Annotated in this window: 20 protein-coding genes and 1 pseudogene; 12 read left to right on the forward strand and 9 right to left on the reverse strand. The window is 73.2% G+C overall.

Annotated elements, in window-relative coordinates:
• The first annotated feature begins 134 nt into the window (after positions 1-134).
• Complete coding sequence (locus tag AC0693_RS14790; protein WP_478802000.1) at positions 135-434, forward strand: hypothetical protein; 300 nt, start codon at positions 135-137, stop codon at positions 432-434.
• Between the two features lie 76 nt (positions 435-510).
• On the forward strand, positions 511-1,161 hold the full coding sequence (locus AC0693_RS14795; RefSeq protein WP_356415992.1) for a dihydrofolate reductase family protein: 651 nt from the start codon (positions 511-513) through the stop codon (positions 1,159-1,161).
• Positions 1,162-1,216: 55 nt separating this feature from the next.
• Here the strand turns inward: AC0693_RS14795 and AC0693_RS14800 are convergent, their stop codons facing one another.
• Both AC0693_RS14800 and AC0693_RS14805 read right to left on the reverse strand, forming a co-directional pair.
• A complete protein-coding gene (locus AC0693_RS14800) occupies positions 1,217-2,941 on the reverse strand; it encodes an acyl-CoA dehydrogenase family protein (RefSeq protein ID WP_468465429.1) in 1,725 nt (574 codons plus the stop codon).
• 74 nt (positions 2,942-3,015) lie between these two features.
• Positions 3,016-3,567, reverse strand: coding sequence for a PadR family transcriptional regulator (locus AC0693_RS14805; protein ID WP_356415986.1), 552 nt, complete (start codon positions 3,565-3,567; stop codon positions 3,016-3,018).
• Positions 3,568-3,934: 367 nt separating this feature from the next.
• Between AC0693_RS14805 and AC0693_RS14810 the strand changes: the two genes are divergently transcribed.
• The 4 genes from AC0693_RS14810 (at position 3,935) to AC0693_RS14825 (ending at position 6,863) form a co-directional block, all read left to right on the forward strand.
• Positions 3,935-4,597 carry a deoxynucleoside kinase gene (locus AC0693_RS14810; RefSeq protein ID WP_468465432.1) on the forward strand — a complete coding sequence of 221 codons (663 nt, stop codon included), beginning with the start codon at positions 3,935-3,937 and terminating at the stop codon, positions 4,595-4,597.
• A gap of 159 nt (positions 4,598-4,756) precedes the next feature.
• The gene (locus AC0693_RS14815; RefSeq protein ID WP_478802001.1) at positions 4,757-5,218 is read left to right on the forward strand and encodes a nuclear transport factor 2 family protein; all 462 of its coding nucleotides are present in this window, start codon (positions 4,757-4,759) and stop codon (positions 5,216-5,218) included.
• Between the two features lie 47 nt (positions 5,219-5,265).
• Positions 5,266-6,132 carry an NmrA family NAD(P)-binding protein gene (locus tag AC0693_RS14820; protein WP_478742585.1) on the forward strand — a complete coding sequence of 289 codons (867 nt, stop codon included), beginning with the start codon at positions 5,266-5,268 and terminating at the stop codon, positions 6,130-6,132.
• A gap of 134 nt (positions 6,133-6,266) precedes the next feature.
• Positions 6,267-6,863: a TetR/AcrR family transcriptional regulator gene (locus AC0693_RS14825; RefSeq protein ID WP_478802002.1), complete on the forward strand. Its 597-nt coding sequence runs from the start codon at positions 6,267-6,269 to the stop codon at positions 6,861-6,863.
• Here the strand turns inward: AC0693_RS14825 and AC0693_RS14830 are convergent.
• Positions 6,860-8,959: a SpoIIE family protein phosphatase gene (locus AC0693_RS14830; protein ID WP_478802003.1), complete on the reverse strand. Its 2,100-nt coding sequence runs from the start codon at positions 8,957-8,959 to the stop codon at positions 6,860-6,862. The two genes, AC0693_RS14825 and AC0693_RS14830, sit on opposite strands and share 4 nt — an antisense overlap.
• A 264-nt stretch (positions 8,960-9,223) precedes the next feature.
• Here AC0693_RS14830 and AC0693_RS14835 point away from each other — a divergent pair.
• Both AC0693_RS14835 and AC0693_RS14840 read left to right on the forward strand, forming a co-directional pair.
• Positions 9,224-9,865, forward strand: a pseudogene (locus tag AC0693_RS14835) (class I SAM-dependent DNA methyltransferase); the annotation flags it as partial.
• The gene (locus AC0693_RS14840) at positions 9,851-10,384 is read left to right on the forward strand and encodes a GNAT family N-acetyltransferase (RefSeq protein ID WP_478802238.1); all 534 of its coding nucleotides are present in this window, start codon (positions 9,851-9,853) and stop codon (positions 10,382-10,384) included. The pseudogene AC0693_RS14835 and the gene AC0693_RS14840, both read left to right, overlap by 15 nt.
• Before the next feature lie 82 nt (positions 10,385-10,466).
• Here AC0693_RS14840 and AC0693_RS14845 read toward each other — a convergent pair whose 3' ends face one another.
• Complete coding sequence (locus AC0693_RS14845) at positions 10,467-11,141, reverse strand: adenosylcobinamide amidohydrolase (protein WP_478802004.1); 675 nt, start codon at positions 11,139-11,141, stop codon at positions 10,467-10,469.
• A gap of 401 nt (positions 11,142-11,542) precedes the next feature.
• On the opposite strand from AC0693_RS14845, the gene AC0693_RS14850 reads away from it, so the two are divergent.
• Entirely contained in the window at positions 11,543-12,325 is a 783-nt protein-coding gene (locus tag AC0693_RS14850) for a polysaccharide deacetylase family protein (protein ID WP_356413539.1), read from the forward strand.
• A gap of 23 nt (positions 12,326-12,348) precedes the next feature.
• Here AC0693_RS14850 and AC0693_RS14855 read toward each other — a convergent pair whose 3' ends face one another.
• The 4 genes from AC0693_RS14855 to AC0693_RS14870 form a co-directional block, all read right to left on the reverse strand.
• Entirely contained in the window at positions 12,349-13,464 is a 1,116-nt protein-coding gene (locus AC0693_RS14855) for a glycoside hydrolase family 26 protein (protein WP_469333523.1), read from the reverse strand.
• A gap of 168 nt (positions 13,465-13,632) precedes the next feature.
• Complete coding sequence (locus AC0693_RS14860) at positions 13,633-14,616, reverse strand: deaminase domain-containing protein (protein ID WP_356413535.1); 984 nt, start codon at positions 14,614-14,616, stop codon at positions 13,633-13,635.
• 161 nt (positions 14,617-14,777) lie between these two features.
• Entirely contained in the window at positions 14,778-15,980 is a 1,203-nt protein-coding gene (locus tag AC0693_RS14865) for an aromatic amino acid transaminase (protein ID WP_478802005.1), read from the reverse strand.
• Positions 15,973-16,953: a DMT family transporter gene (locus AC0693_RS14870; protein WP_478802006.1), complete on the reverse strand. Its 981-nt coding sequence runs from the start codon at positions 16,951-16,953 to the stop codon at positions 15,973-15,975. The genes AC0693_RS14865 and AC0693_RS14870 overlap by 8 nt, the downstream gene beginning before the upstream one ends.
• Positions 16,954-17,170: 217 nt before the next feature.
• Between AC0693_RS14870 and AC0693_RS14875 the strand changes: the two genes are divergently transcribed.
• The 3 genes from AC0693_RS14875 to AC0693_RS14885 all read left to right on the forward strand — a co-directional run bounded on the left by AC0693_RS14875 (position 17,171) and on the right by AC0693_RS14885 (position 20,620).
• Complete coding sequence (locus tag AC0693_RS14875; protein WP_469317188.1) at positions 17,171-17,653, forward strand: Lrp/AsnC family transcriptional regulator; 483 nt, start codon at positions 17,171-17,173, stop codon at positions 17,651-17,653.
• 119 nt (positions 17,654-17,772) lie between these two features.
• Positions 17,773-20,142: a macro domain-containing protein gene (locus AC0693_RS14880; protein ID WP_478802007.1), complete on the forward strand. Its 2,370-nt coding sequence runs from the start codon at positions 17,773-17,775 to the stop codon at positions 20,140-20,142.
• A gap of 58 nt (positions 20,143-20,200) precedes the next feature.
• Positions 20,201-20,620 (forward strand): hypothetical protein, encoded by a 420-nt coding sequence (locus AC0693_RS14885; RefSeq protein ID WP_478802008.1) that lies wholly within the window; start codon positions 20,201-20,203, stop codon positions 20,618-20,620.
• A 10-nt stretch (positions 20,621-20,630) separates the two neighbouring features.
• Here the strand turns inward: AC0693_RS14885 and AC0693_RS14890 are convergent, their stop codons facing one another.
• The gene (locus AC0693_RS14890) at positions 20,631-21,416 is read right to left on the reverse strand and encodes a MerR family transcriptional regulator (RefSeq protein WP_478802009.1); all 786 of its coding nucleotides are present in this window, start codon (positions 21,414-21,416) and stop codon (positions 20,631-20,633) included.
• Positions 21,417-21,445: the final 29 nt, after the last annotated feature.

Here is a 21,445-nt window from a genome sequence, read left to right on the forward strand (position 1 = left end):
GTCCCCTCCGACGTGCTCCGCGCATCAAAACACCGCTCCCTCCCGGGCGGCCACCCTCCCTGCCGCAACCCGGACGGACCACCCGGCCCGGCGATCCTCATGGCCGATCACGGAATTGAGCAAGGATGAGCGTCATGACCAACCAGGCGGTAGAGATAACGGTCGACCAGCTCCGGGACGCCCTGGACGTGGCGCTACGGCGCCTCGAAGCGTTGACCGGGCCCACCGTGACACTCAAGGACGACCTCTTCTGGTCCGTCCCGGCCGACGAGCTCTATGACGTCCACACCGAACCGCGGTCCCTCACGATCGGTCAGCTCGGGGAATCCTGGACGCACATCGAGGATCTCCTCGCGGCACCGGACGGAGCCGTGGGTTACCACTTGGTGTGGCTTGCCGACGTGATCCGGGCGATCGGACATGACGTCCCCTGACCGGCCCGTGCGCAGCGATGAGTTTTCGCCGTGCGGTGAGTCTCTTTCCCGTTGTCGCCCATCGCTGGAGGAACACGTGGTTCAGCTGCTGAGAGTTCAGAACTTCAACGTCTCGCGGGACGGGATCGGGGCCGGGCACGATCAGACCCTTGAACGGCCGTTCGGGCACGTCGATCCCGGGCGGCTGTTCGCCTGGGCCGGGGCCACGGCGAGCTGGCCCATGCGGACCGCTCCGGGCGGGAGCCGGGGCATTGACGACTACCTCACGCGGGACTTCGCGCACAACATCGGCGCCGAGATCATGGGGCGCAACAAGTTCGGGCCGCAGCGCGGGCCCTGGCAGGATCTCGAATGGCAGGGCTGGTGGGGGGACGAACCGCCGTTCCACACGCCGGTCTTCGTCCTGACCCACCACGTGCGTCCCTCGTTCACCCTGTCGGACACCACGTTCCACTTCGTCGACGCCGACCCCGCGACGGTCCTGGAGCAGGCCCGGGAGGCGGCGGGGGGCAAGGACGTCCGCCTGGGCGGCGGGGCGAGCACGATCCGGGAGTTCCTCGACGCCGACCTCGTCGACACCCTGCACGTGGCGGTCTCGCCGGTGGAGTTCGGGACCGGTGTACGGCTCTGGGAGTCGCCCGAGGAGCTGCTCGACCGGTTCCACCTGGAGGTCGTGCCCAGCCCGAGCGGTGTCGCGCACCACCTGTTCTGGCGCAAGGAGCGGTAGCGACCGCGCGGGGCCGCCCGGCGTCCGGGCGGCCCAGCGGGGCGTGCGCCCCTGCTTACGGGGCCATCTCGTACGCCCCGGCCAGCGCCTCCACGCGCTCCCACACCCGCGCCGAGCGCGCCGCGTCGGTCACCGGGCGCCGGACCGCTCCCAGGGCCCAGGCCTGCTGTGCGGGGGTGGCGGAGTCCTTGCCGTGCAGCTCGACGGCGTGCGCCGAGAAGTCCCGTACGAGGACCGCGAACAGCTCGTCCAGCACGTCCCCGTCCAGATCCGTCAGGCGGGCCTGCTCCAGGATCAGCTGGCCGTGGACGACGAGCGCGAAGAGCTGGCCGACGGCGAGCAGCAGGTCGAGGTCGCGGCTCTGCTCCTCGTCCGGGGCGGCGGTGGTGACGAACTCGCAGAGGGCGTCGGCCTGTTCGCGGAAGCGCGCGACGTTCGCCACCTCGGCGTAGGCGTCGAAGGCGGGCCGCCAGTCGTGGAAGCGGACGGATCCCAGGCCGCGGGCGGGCCCCTGCCGGAAGAGGAACGCGTCGTCGGCCGCGTCGCGCCGGGTCCCGACGGGCTCGTAGGCGGCCGGGGTCAGCAGGTGGTTGCGCATGAACTTGAGGATCAGCGCGAGGTTGACGTGGACCGTGCCCTCCAGCTTGGGCAGGCTCCGGATCTCGACGGCCGCCTCGGCGAAGTAGGTGTCCTTCTCGAAGCCCTTGGCGGCGATGACGTCCCACATCAGGTCGATGACCTTCTCGCCCTCCGTGGTCACCTTCATCTTCGTCATCGGGTTGAAGAGGAGGTAGCGGCGGTCGTCCGGACCGGCCGACCGGAAGTAGTCGACGGCGCGGTCGCTGAACAGCTTCATGCCGACGAGGCGGACGTAGGCGTCGGACAGCTCGCGGCGCACGTGCGGGAAGGCGGTGACCGGGCGCCCGTAGAGGATCCGGTTCTGCGCGTGGGTGACGGCCTCGTACATGGCGTGTTCGCAGATGCCGATCGAGGCGGTGCAGAGGTTGAACTTGCCGACGTTGACGGTGTTGAGGGCGGCGTCGAACGCGGCGCGGCCGGTGTGCAGGACGTCCGCGGCGCTCACCGGGTAGTCCGCGAGCCGGAACTCGCTGACGTACTTCGAGGAGTCGACGACGTTCTGCACCAGGTGGTAGGCCGGGTGGCGGCTGTCTGCGGCGAAGAAGACGTACCCGTCCGGGCCCTCGACGTCGGTGCGACGCCCGAAGACGGAGACGAGTCCGGCGGCGTTGCCGTTGCCGATGTAGTACTTGGACCCGCTCGCCCGGAAGCCGCCGTCGCCGTCGGGCTCCAGCAGCATGTCGGTGGAGTAGATGTCCGCGCCGTGCGTCTTCTCGGACAGGCCGAACGCGAACACCTCGCCCTGGGCCAGGAGTTCCGCCGCCCGGTCGCGGGCGGCGGCGTTCTCGCTCTGCCAGACCGGGCCGAGGCCGAGGATGGTGACCTGCCAGGCGTACCAGTAGTCGAGCCCGTAGAACCCGAGGATCTCGTTCAGGGCGGCGATCCGGGCGGTGTCCCAGCGCTGGTCCGCGTTGCCGTCGGCGGCGGAGGCCGCGGGCGTGAGGAAGGTGGCGAACAGGCCTTCCTTCGCGGAGAAGGCGAGGAAGTCCGCCAGCCACGCACGGGAGCGGTAGTCCTCGATGAGCCTGCGCTTGCCGCGCTCCTCGAACCAGTCGACGGTGGCGCGCAGCAGCCTGCGGGTCTCGGGGTCGAAGTGCGCCGGGTCGTAGGTGCGCGGATTGAAGAGGAGCGGGTCGGACATGGAGGTTCACCTTCCGTGAAGGGGTGGAGGGGCGGGGGCGTCGGCGAGCGGTCCCGGCACCGGGGGCCGGGGGGTTACGCGCCGAGGCGGTGGAGGGTGGCGAGCACGTCGTCGAGCCAGGCGATCGTCATCCGTTCGAACGCGATGCCGCCGCGCAGGACGACGTGCTGGAGTTCCTGGCCGGTGTCGAGGGGCGCCGGGGCCTCGGGCCCGGTGAAGTCGCGCAGCTCGCCGGCGAGGTAGTGGGCGAGCCGGGCGCCGTGCACCTCGCGGTGCCGCTCGACCTCGCGGACGAGGGCGGCCGGGTCGTCGAAGGCCGCACCGCGGATCTTCACGGCCAGGTCGTGCCGGAGGCTCTCGGGTTCGATCGGTTCGTGCAGCCACGCGGAGAGAGCGGTCCGGCCGGGACCGGTGACCGCGTACTCCTTCTTGTCGGGACGGCCCTGCTGCGGCACGACGCGCACGACGAGGAGGCCGGCGCTCTCCATGCGCCCCAGCACCCGGTAGATCTGCTGGTGGGTGGCGGTCCAGAAGTAGCCGATGGACCGCTCGAAGCGGCGGGCCAGCTCGTAGCCGGAGCCGGGCTTCTCCAGCAGGGAGACGAGGATCGCGTGTTCGAGCGCCATGCCGCGATCTTTGTATGCAACTCGTTTCATAGACAAGTGGAATCGCCCGGGTGAGACGCGGCTCACCCGGCCCGGCCGGTCCGGGGGTCCGCGACGCCGCGGCCGCACTGCCGGAGCGGGGCTGATCGTCATTTATGCTTCATGGCGGCTTCGGGGCGGTGACTCGTCACCGTGCACGGCACTCACGGAACGGTCGGTGGCCCGACCGTCCAGGGGGACGGCCGCTCCGGACCCCGGTCCGCGCGGACCACATGACGCCGATCGTGAACGTTTCGAGAATTCGACTGACCACCGACACGCGTCTCCGTGGTGCGGGGCGCCCTGCCGCCCGCCCCGCGAGCAGCGGACGCCCAGGGAGAAGTGAGGTATGCCAGTGATCTGCGTCGGAGGCATGATCGGCATCGGCAAGACGACCGTGGCCGAACTGCTCGCCAAGGAGCTGGGCAGCGAGGTCTTCTACGAGAGCGTGGAAGACAACCCGATCCTTCCGCTCTTCTACACGTCGAGCCCCGAGGAGATCCAGGCCAAGCGCTACCCCTTCCTGCTCCAGCTGTACTTCCTGCAGACGCGCTTTGCCTCGATCAAGGAGGCGTACAAGCAGGGCCACAACGTCCTCGACCGGTCCATCTACGAGGACTGGTACTTCGCCAAGGTCAACCACGATCTCGGTCGGATCAGCTCGCTCGAAATGCGGGTGTACGAGGGGCTGCTCGACGAGATGATGCGGGAGATCGACGGCCTGCCCTACCGCAAGGCGCCCGACCTCATGGTGTACCTCAAGGCGGACTTCGAGACGGTGCTGCACCGCATCGGGCTGCGGGGCCGCGCGTTCGAGCAGGACGAGGGCCTCATCGAGTACTACCGGACGCTGTGGTCCGGCTACGACGCATGGGTGCACGAGCACTACTCGGCCAGCGAGGTCCTGGTCGTCGACATGAACCACACGGACGTGGTGAACGACCCCGAGGACGCGGCGCGCGTGGCGCGGGCGGTCCGGGAGGCCCTCGCGGCGGGCGGGCGCCCCGCCTGACGCCGTGCCGGGGCGCCGGGCGCGAGCCGGGGCCCCGGGCGAAGGGCGGGAAGCTTGCAATACGGACTGACGGTCCGCATACTCGAAGTATGCGGACCGACAGTCCGTTTTTCTGTGCCGGGTGACCGCCCCCGTCCTGACGAACGGAATCGACTGATCATGGCGACCCCCGTGACCCCACCGGCCCCACCGGCCCCCCTGACCTCCCTGACACCGGCGGAGCTGTACCGTCACGGCCTGCGGCTCCTGCTGGCCAAGGACATCTCCGGCTGGGTCGGCCTCTGGGCCGAGGACGGGGTGCTGACGTTCCCCTTCGCGCCTCCCGGGTGGCCCCAACGGCTGGAGGGCCGGGCAGCCGTCGCGGACTACATGCGCCACTACCCCGACCACGTCGACCTGCACGACTTCACCGACGTGACGGTCCACGAGACCGCCGCCCCCGGGACCATCGTGGTGGAGATGCGCGGGGTGGGCCGTCTCATGCAGACCGGCAGCCCCTTCGACATGAGCTACATCGCCGTCGTCACGTACGAGGACGGACTCATCACGTCCTACCGCGACTACTGGAACCCCCTCGCCGCGGCCCAGCCGGGCGCCGACTTCGCGGGAGCCGGCCGGTGAACCGGCCGACGAGCCGGCCGACCGACGAGGCGTCGCGCGAAGCCGTCATCGACCGCACCCCCTCCTCCCCCTCCTCCCCCGCCACTCTCGTCATCGGCGCCACCGGCACCACGGGCCGCCGCGTCACCGCCGGGCTCGTCGCCCGGGGGCGCCGGGTCAAGGCCGCCGGACGCGGCGCCACGGCCGTCGAGGGCGCCGACGCCGTCCGTTTCGACTGGTACGAACCCGCCGCCTGGGGCGACGCCGTCGACGGCGCCGACCGCGTCTACCTCGTCCCGCCGATCGGCTCCGCCGACCCGGCCGCCGTCATGCTGCCCTTCCTGCGCGAAGCCCGCGCCGCCGGCGTCAACCGAGCGGTGCTCCTCAGCTCCTCGGCGATCCCCGCAGGCGGCCCGGCGGTGGGCCGGGTCCACGCGGAACTGCCCGGCCTGTTCGAGGAGTGGGCGGTGCTGCGACCGTCCTGGTTCATGCAGAACTTCGCGGGGAACGGCCCGCACGCCCTCAGCATCCGGGACGGCGGAGCCATCTGGACCGCCTCGGGGGAAGGCCGCGTCGGGTTCATCGACGCGGCCGACATCGCCGCCGTCGCCGTCCGCGCCCTGACCGACGAGCGGGCCCCGAACACCGACCTGGTCCTCACCGGCCCCGAGGCGCTGAGCTACGACGACGTCGCCGCCCTCCTCGGCGAGGTCACCGGTCGTCCCGTGGCGCACCGGCACCTGACCTTCGAGCAGCTGCGCGACCGCTGGGCGGAGCAGATCCCGCTGGAATTCGCCACGATGCTGGCGGAGATGGACCGCTCCATCGCGGGCGGCGCCGAGGACCGCGTCACGGACACCGTCGAACGCCTGACCGGCCGCCCCCCGGGTACGCTCCGCGCCTTCGCGGAGCGCGAGATGGCGGGCAGCGGCTGACCGGTGCCCCGAGGCGCCCGACGCCGGGCGCCTTCGGGCAGCGGTATCGTCGACGGGCCCGACGAGACGCGCCGTACCCTCGGACCACTCCGTGGACAGCCGGCGAACGACTCCGCCCACCCGAGGAGGACCCCGTGGCCCAGCGCCCGGAGCGCGCCGACGCGCTGCGCAACCGAGAAGCCGTGCTGGCTGCCGCCGACGCCCTCTTCGCCGCCGGCGATTCCCCCCACGCCGTGTCGATGGACGACATCGCGGCGGCCGCGGGCGTGGGCAAGGGCACGCTCTTCCGGCGCTTCGGTGACCGCGCCGGGCTGATCGGCGCCGTGATCGCCTCCCGCCTCGAACCCCTGCGGGAGGCCGTGCGCGAAGCGCAGGAGAGCGCCGGGGCCTCACCGCGCCGGCGCGTGGGGGACCTCCTCGACGCATTGCTGCGCTTCAAGATCGAGCACCGGAACCTGATGTCGGCCGCCGAGGACGCCGGACTCAGCAGCCCCTACCGGGCCGCGCACTACGACGGATGGCACGACGCGCTGCGGACGGAACTGCTCCGGGTGCCCGGTGTCCACGACCCCGATTTCACCGCCCACGCGCTGCTCGCGGCCCTGCGCGCCGACCTCGTGGCGCACCTGATCGACGACCGGAAGATGACACCGGCGGCGCTGCGTTCCTCGCTCGCCGCCCACGTCGACGCCGTCCTCGGCAGCGACACTCCTCCCGCTGCCGACCGCTAGGCGACCGCTGATCCGGGTACGGCCTCCGTCGCCTGGGCGATGAGGATCGCCACGTCGTCGTGGTCGTCCGGGTGGCGCAGGGTCCGCAGTAGGTGCCGGCAGGTCTCCCGCAGGGAGCGGTGCGGCGGGTCGAGGGCGCGGAGCAGGGCGCCGAGTCGCTCGTCGATGGGGTGGTAACGGGTTTCGACGAGGCCGTCGGTGTAGAGGATCAGCCGGTCGCCCGGGTTCAGGTCGAAGGCCGTGGTGTGGAACGGGAGGCCGCCGACGCCGAGGGGAACGCCGGTGGGCAGGTCGAGCAGGCGGGGGCGGCGGCCGGCCGGGGCGAGGACGGGCGGCAGGTGGCCGGCGTTGGCGACGCGGCACCGGTGGCTGCGGGCGTCGTACTCGACGTAGACGCAGGTGGCGATGTAGTGCTCCAGCCCCCGGGTGATCCGGTCGAGGTGCTGGAGCACCTGGTCCGGGGCCAGGTCGAGGTCCGCGAGGGTGCAGGTCGCGGTGCGCAGGCGTCCCATGGTGGCCGCGGCGTCGATGCCGTTGCCCATGACGTCGCCGACCACGAGGGCGGTGCGGTGGCCCGCGGGCCCGTCGAGGGGGATGACGTCGTACCAGTCGCCCCCGACTTCCGTGGAGGCCTGGGCGGGCTGGTAGAGGGAGGCGACTTCCAGGCCGGTGAGCGGGGGCGGCCGACCGGGCAGGAGGCTGCGCTGGAGGGTTTCCGCGGTGTTGCGCAGGCTTTGGTGCCAGCGGGCGTTGTCGATCGCCACGGCCGCGCGCGAGGCCAGCTCTCCGGCGAGGAGGATGTCGTCCTCGTCGAAGGGGCGGGGGTTGCGGGCCCGCAGCAGGTCGAGGGCGCCGAGGATCTCGTTGTGGGCCACCAGCGGCACGGCGAGGTAGGAGTGCACGCCCGCCCGGGCCAGGGCGGCGGCGGAATCGGCGTCCCGGGCGATGCGCTCCAGGTCGCCGTTGGTGACCCGGGCGATGACGATGGGCTGCCCGGTGTGCACGCAGCGGGTGATGAGGCGGTCTGCGCCGTACGCGGCGAGGTCGCCGACCTTCACGGCGGCCGTGGCGGGCGTGGGGTAGGCGGCGGCGACGGCGAGCGCGCGGAAGAGTTCCGGGCGGGGTTCGTCGGCGGGCGTGGTCCGGCGGAAGGCCAGGGCGTCGTCGAGGACGTCGACGGCGGCGATGTCGGCCAGCTCGGGCACGGAGACCTCGACGAGTTCCCGGGCGGTGTGTTCGACCTCCAGCGTGGTGCCGACGCGGGCGGAGGCTTCCGCGATCAGGGCGAGACGGCGCCGGGCCCGGTCGGCCTCGGTGGTGGCCCGGTGCCGTTCGGTGACGTCGATCACCGAGTTCGCCACCCCGATGACCCGGCCGCTGGAGCTCTCCAGCCGGTAGTACGACACCGACCAGGCGTGATCGTGGGCCGGGTCGTCGTGCGTGCGGCCGACGGTGTACTGGTCGAGCAGCGGGACTCCGGTGAGCAGGACCTGGCGCAGCGCGGACTCCATGGTCTCCACGTCGCCGAAGGTCAGGATCTCGTGAGGGCGACGGCCGATGTGGGCTGCGGCCGGGGCCCCGTTGATGCGTTCCAGGGCTGGGTTGACCAGCAGGTAGCGCAGGTCGGTGTCCAGCAGGGCGATGCCGATGGGCGACTGGGAGACGATGCGCTGGGACAGGGCCAGGTCGGTCTCCACGCGCTGGAGCATGCTCTGGTCCGCGGCGATCCCCAGGGCGTAGACGTCACCGAGGTCGTCGAGCAGGCGCATGTTGCGGAATTCCACCAGACGCGTACTGCCGTCCTTGTGGCGGATCGGGAACGCGCCCGCCCAGCTCGCGCCGGTGCTCATCACCTCGGCGAACAGCGAGCCCACCAGTTCCTTGTACCCGTCGTGGACGAGCATGGCGGCGTACTGGCCCAGGGCCTCCTCGGCGCTGTAGCCGAAGACGCTGTCGGCCTGGGGGCTCCAGAACACGATGCGCCCGCGGGTGTCCAGCACGACGGCCGCGACGCTCAGGAGGTCGAGCAGACCTCCCGGCGGCAACGGCGTGCCGCCCTCCCGGTCCTCCTCACCCAGCGCCTCGCGGGCATCCATCCTGGCAGACTCCCTCCTCGGCGGACCCGCTCGGAGCGCCGCACCGGTCATGGGCCCACCTCCATGCTGCGCCCCCGCGCGGCGGTGCACGATCTGGCGCCCTCGCACCCCCGCACCGGGGTCCGTGCCGCGGTGCGCGGCCCCGCGCGCGGTGGGGACCGGTACGGGCCGCGTCACCGGCCGCGGCGGCGTCCGGGCGCCCGCGGGAGTCGCCCGGACGCCCTCGGCCGCCCGGGTCGCGGCCTTCCCCGCTACGGTCTCCAGGTGACCGAACCCGACACCCTGCACGCCACCCGCGCGGCCTACGACGCCGTCGCCCCCACCTACGCGCGGCTGTTCCACGACACGCTGGGTGAACGCCCCGTGGAACGGGCCCTGTTGAGCGCTTTCGCGGAGCTGGTGCGGACGAACGGCGACGGCGCCGTCGCGGACCTCGGCTGCGGACCGGGCCACATCACGGCCCACCTGGACACGCTGGGGCTGCGGGTGTTCGGCGTCGACGCCTCCCCGGTGATGATCGAGCTCGCCCGGGCCGCCCACCCCGGGCTGCGGTTCGACGTCGGCTCGATGGCCGCGCTGGACATCGAGGACGCCGCGCTCGGCGGGGTCCTCGCGCGGTGGTCCGTCATCCACACCCCGCCGCGGGAGATGCCCGCCGTGTTCGCGGAGATCGCGCGGATCCTGGCTCCCGGCGGCCACCTGCTGATCGAGTTCCCTCCCACCGACGGCCCCCACGCCGAGACGCAGGCCTACGACCACACGGTGACGACGGCCTACCGGTGGTCCCCCGACCACCTGTCCGACCTGCTGTGCGAGCACGGACTGACGGAGTCGACCCGCCTGGTGACCGAGCCGAAACCCACGGACAAGCGGCAGTTCCAGGAAGTCCTGATCCTCGCGCAGAAGACGTCCGCCGCGCCCGTCCGCGTCCGGCGGCGCGACGACGCCGATCTCGACGGGTGCGTCCGCGTGCTGGCCGAGGTCCACGGCCACGACGGCTACCCGGTGGACTGGCCGGAGGACCCCCGGGCGTGGCTGGCGCGGCCTTCGCTGCTCGCGGCGTGGGTGGCGGAGGTGGACGGACGGGTGGTGGCCCACATCGCTCTGTCCCGCGGCGGGGAGGGCGACGCGGCGCCGGCGCTGTGGAGCCGCCGCGCGGGCGTGCCCGTCGACGGCGCCGCCGTGGTCGGCCGCTTGTTCGTCTCGCCCGAAGCACGCGGCCTCGGGATCGGTGCGCGGCTGATGGAGCGGGCCGTCCGGGAGGCACGGCGGCGCGCCCTGCACCCGGTCCTCGACGTCGTGGTCTCCGACACGGCGGCGGCGGCCCTGTACGAACGGCTGGGCTGGACGCTGCTGGCCACCGTGGACCAGCGGTGGAGCGCCACCCGCACGGTGAGCGTGCACTGCTACGCCGCGCCCGCGTGAGGTGGCGGCGACCACCTCGCCCGGGGCGGCCCTCGACGCTGCGGACCGTGGTGAGCGCGTGACGTGAAGCGGGCCCCCGCGCTCAGGCCGCGGCGGCGGCGCGGGTGGCGTCGTACACCGCCCGGGCCAGCCGGGCGCCCCACACCGAACGCGGCCCCGCGAAGGCGTGCGGCGCCTCGCCGGGCCCGGGGACGCGCGCGGCGACACAGACGGCGTCCGTGGGCGTGCCCGAGCAGTCGTAACCCGCGTCGAGCAGCGCCTGCACCTTGGCTTCCGTGGCCGTCGCGACGGCGTTGACCAGGGCGGCGTCCGAGAGGGCCGCGGGTACGGCGACGAGGGTGTTGACCGTGCCCGGTGCGGCCGGCAGCTCGCGCCCCGGCGCCGGGGAGGCCGCCCAGCCGTGCACCCCGAGCCCCGCCGTCACGACGGCCTCGCTGCCGCCGTCCTCGGCCCGGCCGTGCGCCCGCACGTCGGCGGCCGTCATCAGCCCCACTCCCCCGCCCGTGGCGCCCGCCGCCCCGGCGAGCGCGGCCAGGTGCCGGGCCGGGTCCGTGCGCGCGTAACCGTGGGCGACCTGGGCGTTGAGCACCCAGGCCCGCTCTCCGATGCCGCCGCCGAGCACCGCGCTGCTGATCATGCGCCAGCCGGGGCCCGCGGACCACAGCAGGGCGTGCAGCCGTTCGCCGTCCTCGGTACGGCTGAACTCCCGTACGCGGAGCAGGCCCGCCGTCCGGGGTGCGGGAAGGGCGGCGGTCACGGGAAGTCGACTCCTCGGGGCGGGGGCACGGCCCGGCTGATGGTACGCAGGCGGTCCACGGACGCGCGCCGCCGGTCCCGTGCGGCTTGCGCCCCCGGGGCGGCGAGGCCGCCGAGGCCCCCGGAAGCGCCGACCGTGACACATTTCACTCGCAGCCCCCTCCTCGTCCGCACGCGCCGCGACTGCGCCCCGCCCAGCGCCCGTTCGGGGCCCTACCGGGCCGTTCGGCCCGTCCGAACGGCCCCCTTCCCCGGCCGCTCGGAGGAGGAAGGGGCCGAGGGCGATGACCTAGCCTGGACCGGCAGCCGCGCGAGCCGGGCACGGGACCGGAGGGCCGGACGGCCGGGCCCCCGGAGGGGCCGAACGCGCGGCACCACGCACGCACAGGGAAAGGCGGGTCCATGGGCACCACCAGCAGTTCCGTACGTCGTCGGTGGGCCGGGTCCGCCCTGGCGGCAGCCGTCGCCGGACTCCTGGGCGCGGCGGTCGCACCGGCCGTCGCGGCCCCGGACGCCTCCGCCGACCGGCCTCCGCGCGCCCCTCGGACTCAGCCGCAGCACGGCGCACCGCGGATCCCGCTGGGCATCTCCCGGCTGGCCCAGGGCCCGGGCCGGGGCGTCGCCATCACCATCGACGACGGGCCGGATCCGCGGTGGACGCCCCAGGTGCTCCGGGTGCTGCGGGAGAACCACGTCAAGGCCACCTTCTGCATGATCGGCGCGCAGGCGCAGAAGTATCCGGCGCTCGTGCGTGCGGTCGCCTCGGACGGCCACCGGCTGTGCGACCACTCCGTCGACCACGACGTGGCGATGGACCACAAGCCCGTCGACTACCAGGAGCGGCAGATACTCGACGGCAAGGCCATGATCGAGGCGGCCGCCCCGGGCGTCGCCGTCGACTACTACCGGGCGCCGGGCGGCGCCTTCACCCCCGACAGCCGCGCGATCGCCGCGGCGAACGGCATGCGGCCCCTCGGCTGGAGCGTCGACCCCAAGGACTGGAGCCGTCCGGGTCTGCCGGCCATCGTCGCCGCCGTGGAGGGTCCGCTTCCGCAGCAGCCGACGGTCCTCTTCCACGACGGGGGCGGCGACCGCAGCCAGACCGTGGCGGCGCTGGAGCAGTACCTGCCCTGGCTCACCGCACGGGGGTACTCCTTCACCTTCCCGGCGGTCACCACCCCGTAGGGCCGCTCACCGGCGGGATCTTCTCACCTCCGCGGAGGGAAGGCCGACCCGCCGCGGACCGCGGGAAGCCACCACGGGCGCGCCCGCGCCGTGCTCCCGGGGCCGCCGGCGCCGGTCCTGTCCCCTGCTCCGGCCCAGCGCTCGCCGTCTGCGCCGCCGCTGGACAGGATTTCCTGGAACACGCGTGCCGAGCGCGGGTTCTCGCCGCACTGCCACACGCCGTGCGGGCAGTAGTCCGTGATGCTGTGGTAGAGCGGCCTGTGCTCGCCGATCCATCCCAGCATGTCCCGCACGTACTCCGGGTTGTCGCCGTTGCGGAACAGCCCCCATTCGGGATAGGAGATCCGCTTGCGGTGCGCCCTGGCGAAATCGACCTGCTGCCGCAGTCCGTACGGCTGCTCGACGTGTTCGCGGAAGCTGTTGCCGGGCGGCTGGTCGTAGGAGTCCATCCCGATGATGTCGACCACGTCGTCGCCGGGGTAGCACCTGGTCCAGGCGATCGCGTCACCGCCGCGGTTGGGCGCGAAGTCGAAGCGGAAGTGCTGCCCGCGCACGGAGCGCATGGCCGTCACGATGTGGCGCCAGTACTTCTTCCAGCTCGCGGGGTCGGGCCGGCACCGGTGGGTGTAGTTGAAGCCGTTCATCTCCCAGCCGAGCACGATCACCGTGTCCGGCACCCGGAGCCCCACCAGCCGCTTGGCCAGCCGCTGGAAGTGCTGGTCGTACGCGCCCCTCGCGCCCGAGCGCAGCAGTGCCGCGACCCGGCCGTCGGGCACCCCCGATTCGTTGCCCGCCAGCATCGGGACGTTCAGCACGAACAGCCGGTCGGCCTTCTCCTGGCGCCAGCGCGCCCAGCTGCGCAGGGAATCGGGCGCTCCCTCGATGTTCGCCCAGGTGTCTCCGGGCAGGTACGTGTGGCCGGCCCGCAGCTCGGTGCCGCCGAGCCAGTCGGAGAGTTCCTCCATCCGGTCGACGCCGGGCGAGCCGTAGTGGAGGTAGGCGCCCACCGCGACCTCGTTCCCCGCGTCGCGCGCGGGCCCCTCCCGCTGCGGCAGGGCGCGTGCTCCTCCGGTGAGGAGCAGGCCGACAGCGACCGTACTGAGACAGGCACCCGCCAGCAGGCGGCGTCGACGGGACATCACGGCCGGCATCTCCTCGGGCTCGGTGTCCGATGGGTGTGCCAGCGACGTTAGACACCTCCTCCGGCTTCGGCCCGTCCGGTCACCCCGCGGCTGGGCCATTCGCCGCAGTGCCCCGCGCCGACGCGGAGGTCCGTGCCGGGCGCGGGGCCCCGCCCGGGGCGGTGGTCAGCGGGCGGCCGGGAAGACCTTCAGCCAGGTGCCGTCCGGGCGCGCGGTGGCGTCGGCGTACCCGAGGCCCGCGGCCTGGGCGGCCGCGGCCCGGTAGGACACCTCGGTCCGCACCTTCGGGAAGTCCGCGACGAAGGCCGCCACCGCCGTACGGCCGGCCTGGCTCGGGCCCCGTTCGCAGACGAGCCGGACGGTCCCCTGGTCGATGCCGCGGATCCACTGCCGGAAGGACTGCGGGCGCATCTGCTGCCCGGGGGCCATCGTGTCGCGGATGTCGGCGGCGACCCGGTCCAGGACGGCGGCCACCTCGTCCAGCGGCGCCGCGGTCGCCCGGGGCGCGGGGTACAGGAACGAGGCGTGGGGCTGCTGGTCGATCGCCGTGAACGTGCCCTGGAAGCGGTAGCCCTCGGGCCCGGCCACCTTCGCATCGTAGGTCGCGGTGGCCGCGTTGAGCGGGTCGCCGGGGTACGTCTTGACCCACAGGCCGCCGTCGCCCTCCTCCGCGTCGCCGACGCCGTAGCTCCCGTAGAGGCCGTCACCGGCCTCCAGCAGCTTCGCGGTGCCGCCGGTGAAGAGGGTGTTGCGGTAGCGGATCCGGAAGTCGAGGGCCGGGAAGTCCGTCCGGAAGTCCTTGATCACCGACCGGCAGGAGTGGCAGGGGCCCATGTCGGAGAACAGGTCGACCGTGCCCCTGCGGACCTCGGCGATCCGCGTCTTGTACTCCTTGGTGCTCCGGCAGCCCAGGTGGCGGTAGACCGCGTCGGCGAGGAGGTTCACGACCTGCCGCTCGGCGTCCTTGCCGTGCTGGTTGCCCTGGAGGGCGCCTTTCCAGTCGGAGGGTTCGGGCAGGTCCTTGTAGTAGTTGTCCCCGCGCAGCTGCTGGTGCGAGAGGCTTTCGAACTCGCCTTCCAGGTCCGCGCGGCCGATGAAGGCGATCGAGTACGTCAGTCGGGCCTTGTTCCGGAATGCCGCCGTGCTCATGGAACCCCCACTCGATGGCGTACGCCGCGACCCGGCCGGCCGGCCGGATCCCCCTCGCCGTGCGCCTGCCGCCCAGCATGGCGCAGGGAGCCGACGGAGGGATAAACGAATGCTCAACACGCCCTGTGTAAAACGGAGTTACGATCCCACGCGCCCCCCGACTACGGCGCGGCCGGGGTCTCCGCGACCGCCGCGACGCCCCGCACCAGACACGGGATGCGGTGCTCCGGGATGCCCGCGATGTTGACGCGGCCCGCGGCGGTGCCGTAGATGGCGAACTCCGTCCGCAGGCGCAGCATCTGAGTGGCCGTCATGGGCAGCATGGAGAACATTCCCTTCTGTCGGACCAGGGTTCGCGCCTCACCGGCCCGGCCCAGCGCGCTCAAGCCCGCGGCCAGTGCGGCCCGGTGGCCGGCGATCCGGGTCCGCATCAGCTCCAGTTCCGCGCGCCAGGAGGCCCGTAGCCCGTCGTCCTCCAGGATGGCCGTGACGACCGCGGCGCCGTGCTCGGGGGGCATCGAGTACTGGGTCCGGGCGGCGTTCTGCAGGGCCGTCTCGGCGTGCCGCGCGGCCAGGGCGGAGGCGCCCAGGACGATGGCGCCGCCGACGCGGTCGCTGTAGAGGCCGAAGTTCTTCGAGCAGCTGACCGCGATCAGCATCTCGGGGACGCGTGCGGCCAGCATGCGCGTGGGCGCCAGGTCGGCTTCCAGGCCGTCGCCCAGGCCGTGGTAGGCGAGGTCGACGAAGGGGATCCAGCCGCCGCGGACGGCCGAGTCGGCGAGGGCCCGCCAGTCCTCCGGCAGCGGGTCGACCCCGCTCGGGTTGTGGCAGCAGCCCTGGAGCAGGACGACGTCGTCGCGTCCGGCGCCGGCCAGTTCACGCAGGACGCCCTCCGTGTCGAAGCCGCCCGCGGCGTCGCGCCAGCCGTAGTCGCGCACCGTCAGGCCGGCGGCTTCCAGGATGGGGCGGTGGTTGACGTAGGCCGGTTCGCTGATCCAGACGGTCGCGCCGGGGCGGGTGCGGTGGATCAGGTCGGCCAGCAGGCGCAGGGCCCCCGAGCCGGCGACGGTCTGGACGGCGGCGGCCCGCTCGGCCGGCCCGCCGTGCTCGCCGCCCAGCACCATCGCGAGGAGGGCGCGGTTGAAGGCGGTGTTGCCGGACAGGCCCCGGTACTCCTTGGACGCGGAGCGCTCCGCGAGGCGGATCTCTGCCTCGCGCACGGCGGCCATGACCGGGGTGCGGCCGGTGTCGTCGCGGTAGACGCCGAGGACGAGGTCGAGCCGTTCGGGCCGTACGTCGGCTCCGAACGCGTCGGTCAGCACCCACAGCGGGTCTGCGGGCGGCGGCGGGAGCAGCTCAAGCATCAGCGGGAACCTCGGCGTCGGTGCGGGGGCGGGTACGGGGGCGGCGGTTGGCCAGGACGACACCGGCGGTGATCAGCGGTACGCCGACCAGGACCGCGGGGGTGGGCGATTCCCCCAGGACCGGTACGGCGAGCAGCACGACGGCGACCGGGCTGAGGCTGCCGACGACCGAGCTGCGCTCGGCGCCCAGCCTGCGGATGGCGAAGGCGTACAGCAGACCCGCGCAGAGCCCGACCCCGAGCCCCTGCACGACGAAGAACAGCGCGATGTCGGAGCCGGCGGCGTGCGCGAGGCCGGTGGGGAGCGCTCCGGTCGCCACGAGGAGGGCGATGACGGCGAAGGAGGGCAGGCAGAGCAGGCCGATCGAGCCGACGGGGTCGAGGTCGACCTCCTTCAATCCGACCGTGTACAGCGCCCACAGGCCGCTGGCGACCAGCAGCGTGCCCGCGCCCTCCAGCACGTCCGCGTCCACGGGGACCACGTGGTCGCGGACGAGGGCGGCCACTCCCACGGCGATCAGCGCGAGCCCGGCGGCCTGCAGGCCGCGGGGGGCGCGGTGGCCGCGGCCGACCATGAGCGCGGAGACGAACAGCGGGACCATGCCGGGCACGATCGAGCCGACGAAGGCCGCCGAGGTGAGGGATCCGCCGTGCATCGCCGCGAGGAAGAAGGGCACCCCGGCCCCGCAGACGATCTTCGCGGCGGCTCCCGGCTTCACCGCGGCGATCCGGCGGCGGCGCCGCCACAGGGCGGGGGCCAGCAGCAGGAGCGGGACGCCGAAGCGGAGCAGCGCGGCGTCGGCGGGCAGCAGGGTGGACGCGCTCAGGGCGCGGGCGCTCAGCGCGAAGGCGGCCCAGATCGCCACGGTCACCGCCAGCGCCGCCATGCCCGCGGTCTGCGGGGAGAAGCGGCGCGCGGGCGCGCGGCCGGCGCCCCGGGGAGGGGACGCGGCCGGGGTGTCGATGGCGACCAAGGAGGGTGCTCCAGCTTCTGGGGGCCGGGAAGGGCCGGGGGCTGCGGCGCCGGGGGCGTCGGATGGCGGGGGTGCGGCGGGGGCGTGCGGGCGGCGCACGGGCGGTGCGGGCGCGGGATTCCGTACACCGGCAACGCTAGGGCTTCGGGCGGGGCAGTCGATTGCCAGTTCTGCCTCCCGGACCTACGTTTGGGGCAGGATCTGCCAAGGAGGGGCCGTGGACGCAGTCGATCTGCAGATCATCCGGGAATTGCAGGCGGACGGGCGGCTGTCGAACCAGGACCTCGCCGACCGCATCCGGCTCTCGCCCTCCCCCTGCCTGCGGCGGGTGCGGCGGCTGGAGGAGGCCGGCCTGATCCGCGGCTACACGGCCGTGGTCGACCAGGTGGCCTTCGGCCTGCCGATCACCGTCTTCGTGCGGATCCGCCTGGAGCGCCACACGGCGCCGGCGGTCCGGCTCTTCGAGGAACACGTCGCGCTCATCGAGCACATCCAGGACTGCTACCTGATGGCGGGCAGCAGCGACTACCTGCTCCGCGTCGTCATCGAGGACCTGGAGGCCTACGAGTCTCTCGTGCGTGACCGCGTCCACGCCATCCCCGGCATCGCCTCGATCGAGTCGAGCTTCGCCTACGGCAGCGTCAAGCAGTCGCGGACCTACCCCCGGCCCACGCCGGGGGCCTCCGCGCGCCGCCTCTGACACGGAGTCATGAGGGCAGGTCATCAGCCCTTTTGCCCCGGCCGGGGTGCCGACGGCGTTGTCAGTGGCGGGGGTTATGTTCGGGGAGTCGCAAGGGCGTTTCCGGACAGGAGTGGACGATGACCGAGAGCAGTGCGCAGCCCGCGCTCAGGGTGGTGCTGACCGATGTGAACGAGCACGTGGTGCAGGCGTGGCGGGCGGCGTTCGCGGACACCCCCGGCGTCGAGATCCGCGCAGGCTCCATCCTCGACGAGGACGTCGACGCCTGGGTCACCCCGACCAACTCCCGGGGCCGGATGGACGGCGGGGTCGACGCCGTCATCAAGCGGTACCTCGGGTCCGGCATCCAGGTGCGGGTGCAGCGGGCGATCCGCGACCGGTTCGCCGGACCCCTGCCGGTGGGCAGCGCGGTCTGCGTCCCGTCGGGGGCGGCCGTCCCGCGCTACCTGATATCGACGCCGACCATGGTGCGGTCCGCGCAGAACGTGAGTGCCACGGTGAACGTGGCCCTGGCGTGCGCCGCCGCCTTCCAGGCCGTCCACCGGCAGAACCGGAAGGCTCCGGGCAGCATCCGCTCGGTGGCGCTCGTCGGCATGGGCGCGCAGACCGGCCGGGTCCCGGCGAGGGTGTGCGCCAACCTGATGTGGACCGGCTACACGCTCTTCCACGACCACTGGTTCGAGGACGACGACGAGTTGCGCACCACGGTCATCGCGCAGCTCCAGGGCATCGAGAACGCGCCGGTCGAGGAGCGGGTGCGGATCGTGCCGCCGCAGGCGGCCGGGCCGGCGCCGACCGGGCCGGTTGCGCCGGAGCCGGTCGCGCCCGCGCCTGCGCCGAGTGAGCCTGCGGCTGCCGAGCCCGCGCCGACCGGGCCCGTAACCGCGCCGCCAACGGCGCCCGCCGCGGACGATCCCCTCGCTCTCGCCGGGCTGTTCGACGGGGGCGGTGAGCCCTGGCTTCCGCTCCTGAAGCCGGTGATCGAGGCGCGGCCGGACGCCGCCCGCTTCATCGGACCGGGCCGCAGCCCCGAGGTCGTACCGGTCCGCGAGCTGACCTTCCAGGCGCTCAAGCCCCACCCTCCGCACAAGTGGAAGGTCGTCGTCTTCGGCCAGAACCCGTACCCGCGCCCGGAGAGCGCGACCGGCATAGCCATGTTCGACAACACCTTCAACGACTGGAAGGACAGCCAGTTCGGCCGGGTCGTCAGCATCCGGTGCCTGATCAAGGCGGCGGCGATGTGGAAGTACGGCATCGCCAAGAAGACGCCGATCGCCGAGGTCCGCGCGCTGCTGAAGGAGCGGGACACGGTCCAGCCGCCGGAGTGGTTCCAGGCGATGCTCACGCAGGGCGTGCTCCTGCTGAACGCCTCGCTCACCGCCAGCGGCGACGGAGCGATGGGCGCCGACCAGCACACGGCCTTCTGGCGGCCCGTCGCCGAACGCATCGTCGAGGAGATCCTCAAGGCCAAGCAGGACGGCGCCGAGGAGGACCGCGGGGTCGTGTTCGCCTGGTGGGGCGCGCACGCCCGCAGCCTGAAGAAGGTCGTCCTGCGGCTCCAGGAGAAGTACCCGGACGTGGAGGTCCGGCACATCGACCACGCGAACCCGGCGGCGCAGGGCGACCTCTTCTGCGAGGGCGATCACTTCACCCTGGTGAACGAGGCCCTCGCGTCACTGGGGTGCGACGGGATCGACTGGCTGCCGAGCACGGGATGGAACGCGGGAGCGGCCGGCGGGGGCGGCGCCGACGGGGGTGTCGCGGCCCGGATGGGCGCCTTCATCGAGTCGACCATGAACCTGCACCAGCTGTACCTGGAGCGGCTCACCAGCGTCAAGGACGAGGGGCTGGTCCTCCCCTCGATCACGGGTGTGTTCGCCACCCCGCTGATGGACTTCCAGGAGGCCCTCGCCCCGGTCGCGCAGGTGCTCCCCGGGCTCGGCGGCCACCTCGACCGGTCGCGCGACTTCGGCAAACGGCGGGTCGACGAGACGGCGGCCGGGTTGTCCGCCGACGCGATCGCCGCGCTGTACCTCTACACCTGCGAGTCGGCCTTCTACCGCGAGATCAACGCCGTCCTGCGCTCTCCCGACCGCACCAGGGTCACGCCCTACCTGCCGTACCTGCGGCTGCTGTTCTCGGCGGTGTCGGGGCTGCCCGCCCACACGCAGCCCTTGTGGCGCGGAGTCTCGCTGGACATGCGGGCGCAGTACCCGGTGGGGCGGACGGTGACCTGGTGGGGCGTCTCCTCGTGCACCTCCGAACTGAACGTGGCCCGGTCCTTCCTGGGCAGCCGCGGCAAGCGGACGCTCTTCGAGGTGACGCCCGCGCAGGCCGTCGGGATCAGGAACTTCTCCGCCTTCACCGGGGAGGAGGAGTACATCCTCGCGCCGGGTACGCAGCTCAAGGTCACGGACGTGACGTCCGAGCGCGGCGGCCTGTGCACGGTCCGGCTGACCCAGGCCGACGCCGCTCCGGTGGTGTCGTAACCGCCGCGCGGTCCCCCGCGCCCTGTCGGGCGGCCGCCGGAGCCGGGAGACTGGGGTCATGGCCCAAGGACTGCGGAGACCTCTTTCCCACCTGCTCGCGACCGTGGTGCTGGCCGCGGGGGCGATGGCGGCCTGGGCCGCCTGGCTGGGCTGGGACCAGCACCGCGACGTGCACCCCGACGGTTCGACCACCGGCCCCTACGAGGCCTGGCAGGTGATCGGTCTCGTGCTGACGCTGCTGGTGGCGGTGTACTGGGCGGCCTCGCGCGGGTACGTCGTCGCCGCGGCGCTCGGCCCCGGCATCGGGCTGACCGCGGCCGCCGCCTACGACTGGTCGGACGACGGGAGCGGGCTCTTCGTGATCGGCGCGGGCCTGGTCATGGTGGGGACCCTGGTCGTGGCCGGCGGGCTCGCGCTCCTCATCGCCGCGCGGACGCGGAACGGCGCCGCCGGCCGGGTCGGGCGGCGATCGCGGTAGGCCGTCCGGCTCATCCGCGCGCGCGGAGGTACGCCTCCAGCTCCGCGGCCCCCGCCAGCAGGGCCCGCCCCCGGGCGGACAGCCTTCCGTTCCAGTCGGCCAGTGCGCTCTGAAGCGGCTCCAGCCCGCCGGCCGACCGGACGTGGGCGATGAGCGGGGCGATCTGCTCCAGCGGGTAGCCGCCGCGCCGGAGCTGGTGGGTCAGGCGAGCGTCCCGTGCGGCGGCCGCGTCGTAGACGCGGTATCCGGTCCGCGGGTCGCGGCGGGGGTGCACCAGTGCGGCGCGTTCCCACGTACGCAGCGTCGCGGGCCGGATGCCCAGCTGGTGCGCCAGCGGGCCGATGAACGAGTCCCCCGGCGGGGGCGCCGTGGACGTCCTGGGCATCGAGGACCCCGGGGAGCCCGTCGACCCCGGAGACGCCTCGCGCGGCTCGGTCGCCGCGGGTGCCTCCAGGTCGCGGAGGGCTTTCTCCACGGCCCGCAACGTGCTGCGGTCCTCCAGGAGTTGGGCGTGGCTCTCGTCGACGAGCCGGAACGCCTCGTCGTCCGCGCCCTCGTTGACCGCCCGCATGACCGACGCCGCCGTCCGGTGGCCGTGACCGGGGAGCAGGGCGAGGAACGCGCGCAACGCGCCGGCGTGCAGTGCGGTGTAGGTGCGGTAACCGTGCGGGGTGCGACCGGCGGCGGGCAGGATGCCCGCTTCCTCGTAGTTCCTGACCGCCTGCGTGGACAGGCCGTGAGGACGCGCCAGATCGACCGGCCGCAGCCGGTCACGCCTTTGAAGGTTTCGCCCCATGAAGTCGACGATAGCGCGCCAAAGTCTCC

This window comes from Streptomyces sp. NPDC043876, from assembly GCF_056435825.1.

Bases quoted from the DNA above. Each gene is read 5' to 3' on its own strand.
- AC0693_RS14790 (WP_478802000.1), top strand. From the start codon at position 135: ATGACCAACCAGGCGGTAGAGATAACGGTCGACCAGCTCCGGGACGCC.
- AC0693_RS14800 (WP_468465429.1), bottom strand. From the start codon at position 2,941: ATGTCCGACCCGCTCCTCTTCAATCCGCGCACCTACGACCCGGCGCAC.
- AC0693_RS14805 (WP_356415986.1), bottom strand. From the start codon at position 3,567: ATGGCGCTCGAACACGCGATCCTCGTCTCCCTGCTGGAGAAGCCCGGC.
- AC0693_RS14810 (WP_468465432.1), top strand. From the start codon at position 3,935: ATGCCAGTGATCTGCGTCGGAGGCATGATCGGCATCGGCAAGACGACC.
- AC0693_RS14815 (WP_478802001.1), top strand. From the start codon at position 4,757: ATGGCGACCCCCGTGACCCCACCGGCCCCACCGGCCCCCCTGACCTCC.
- AC0693_RS14830 (WP_478802003.1), bottom strand. From the start codon at position 8,959: ATGGATGCCCGCGAGGCGCTGGGTGAGGAGGACCGGGAGGGCGGCACG.
- AC0693_RS14850 (WP_356413539.1), top strand. From the start codon at position 11,543: ATGGGCACCACCAGCAGTTCCGTACGTCGTCGGTGGGCCGGGTCCGCC.
- AC0693_RS14855 (WP_469333523.1), bottom strand. From the start codon at position 13,464: ATGTCCCGTCGACGCCGCCTGCTGGCGGGTGCCTGTCTCAGTACGGTC.
- AC0693_RS14860 (WP_356413535.1), bottom strand. From the start codon at position 14,616: ATGAGCACGGCGGCATTCCGGAACAAGGCCCGACTGACGTACTCGATC.
- AC0693_RS14865 (WP_478802005.1), bottom strand. From the start codon at position 15,980: ATGCTTGAGCTGCTCCCGCCGCCGCCCGCAGACCCGCTGTGGGTGCTG.
- AC0693_RS14880 (WP_478802007.1), top strand. From the start codon at position 17,773: ATGACCGAGAGCAGTGCGCAGCCCGCGCTCAGGGTGGTGCTGACCGAT.
- AC0693_RS14885 (WP_478802008.1), top strand. From the start codon at position 20,201: ATGGCCCAAGGACTGCGGAGACCTCTTTCCCACCTGCTCGCGACCGTG.
- AC0693_RS14890 (WP_478802009.1), bottom strand. From the start codon at position 21,416: ATGGGGCGAAACCTTCAAAGGCGTGACCGGCTGCGGCCGGTCGATCTG.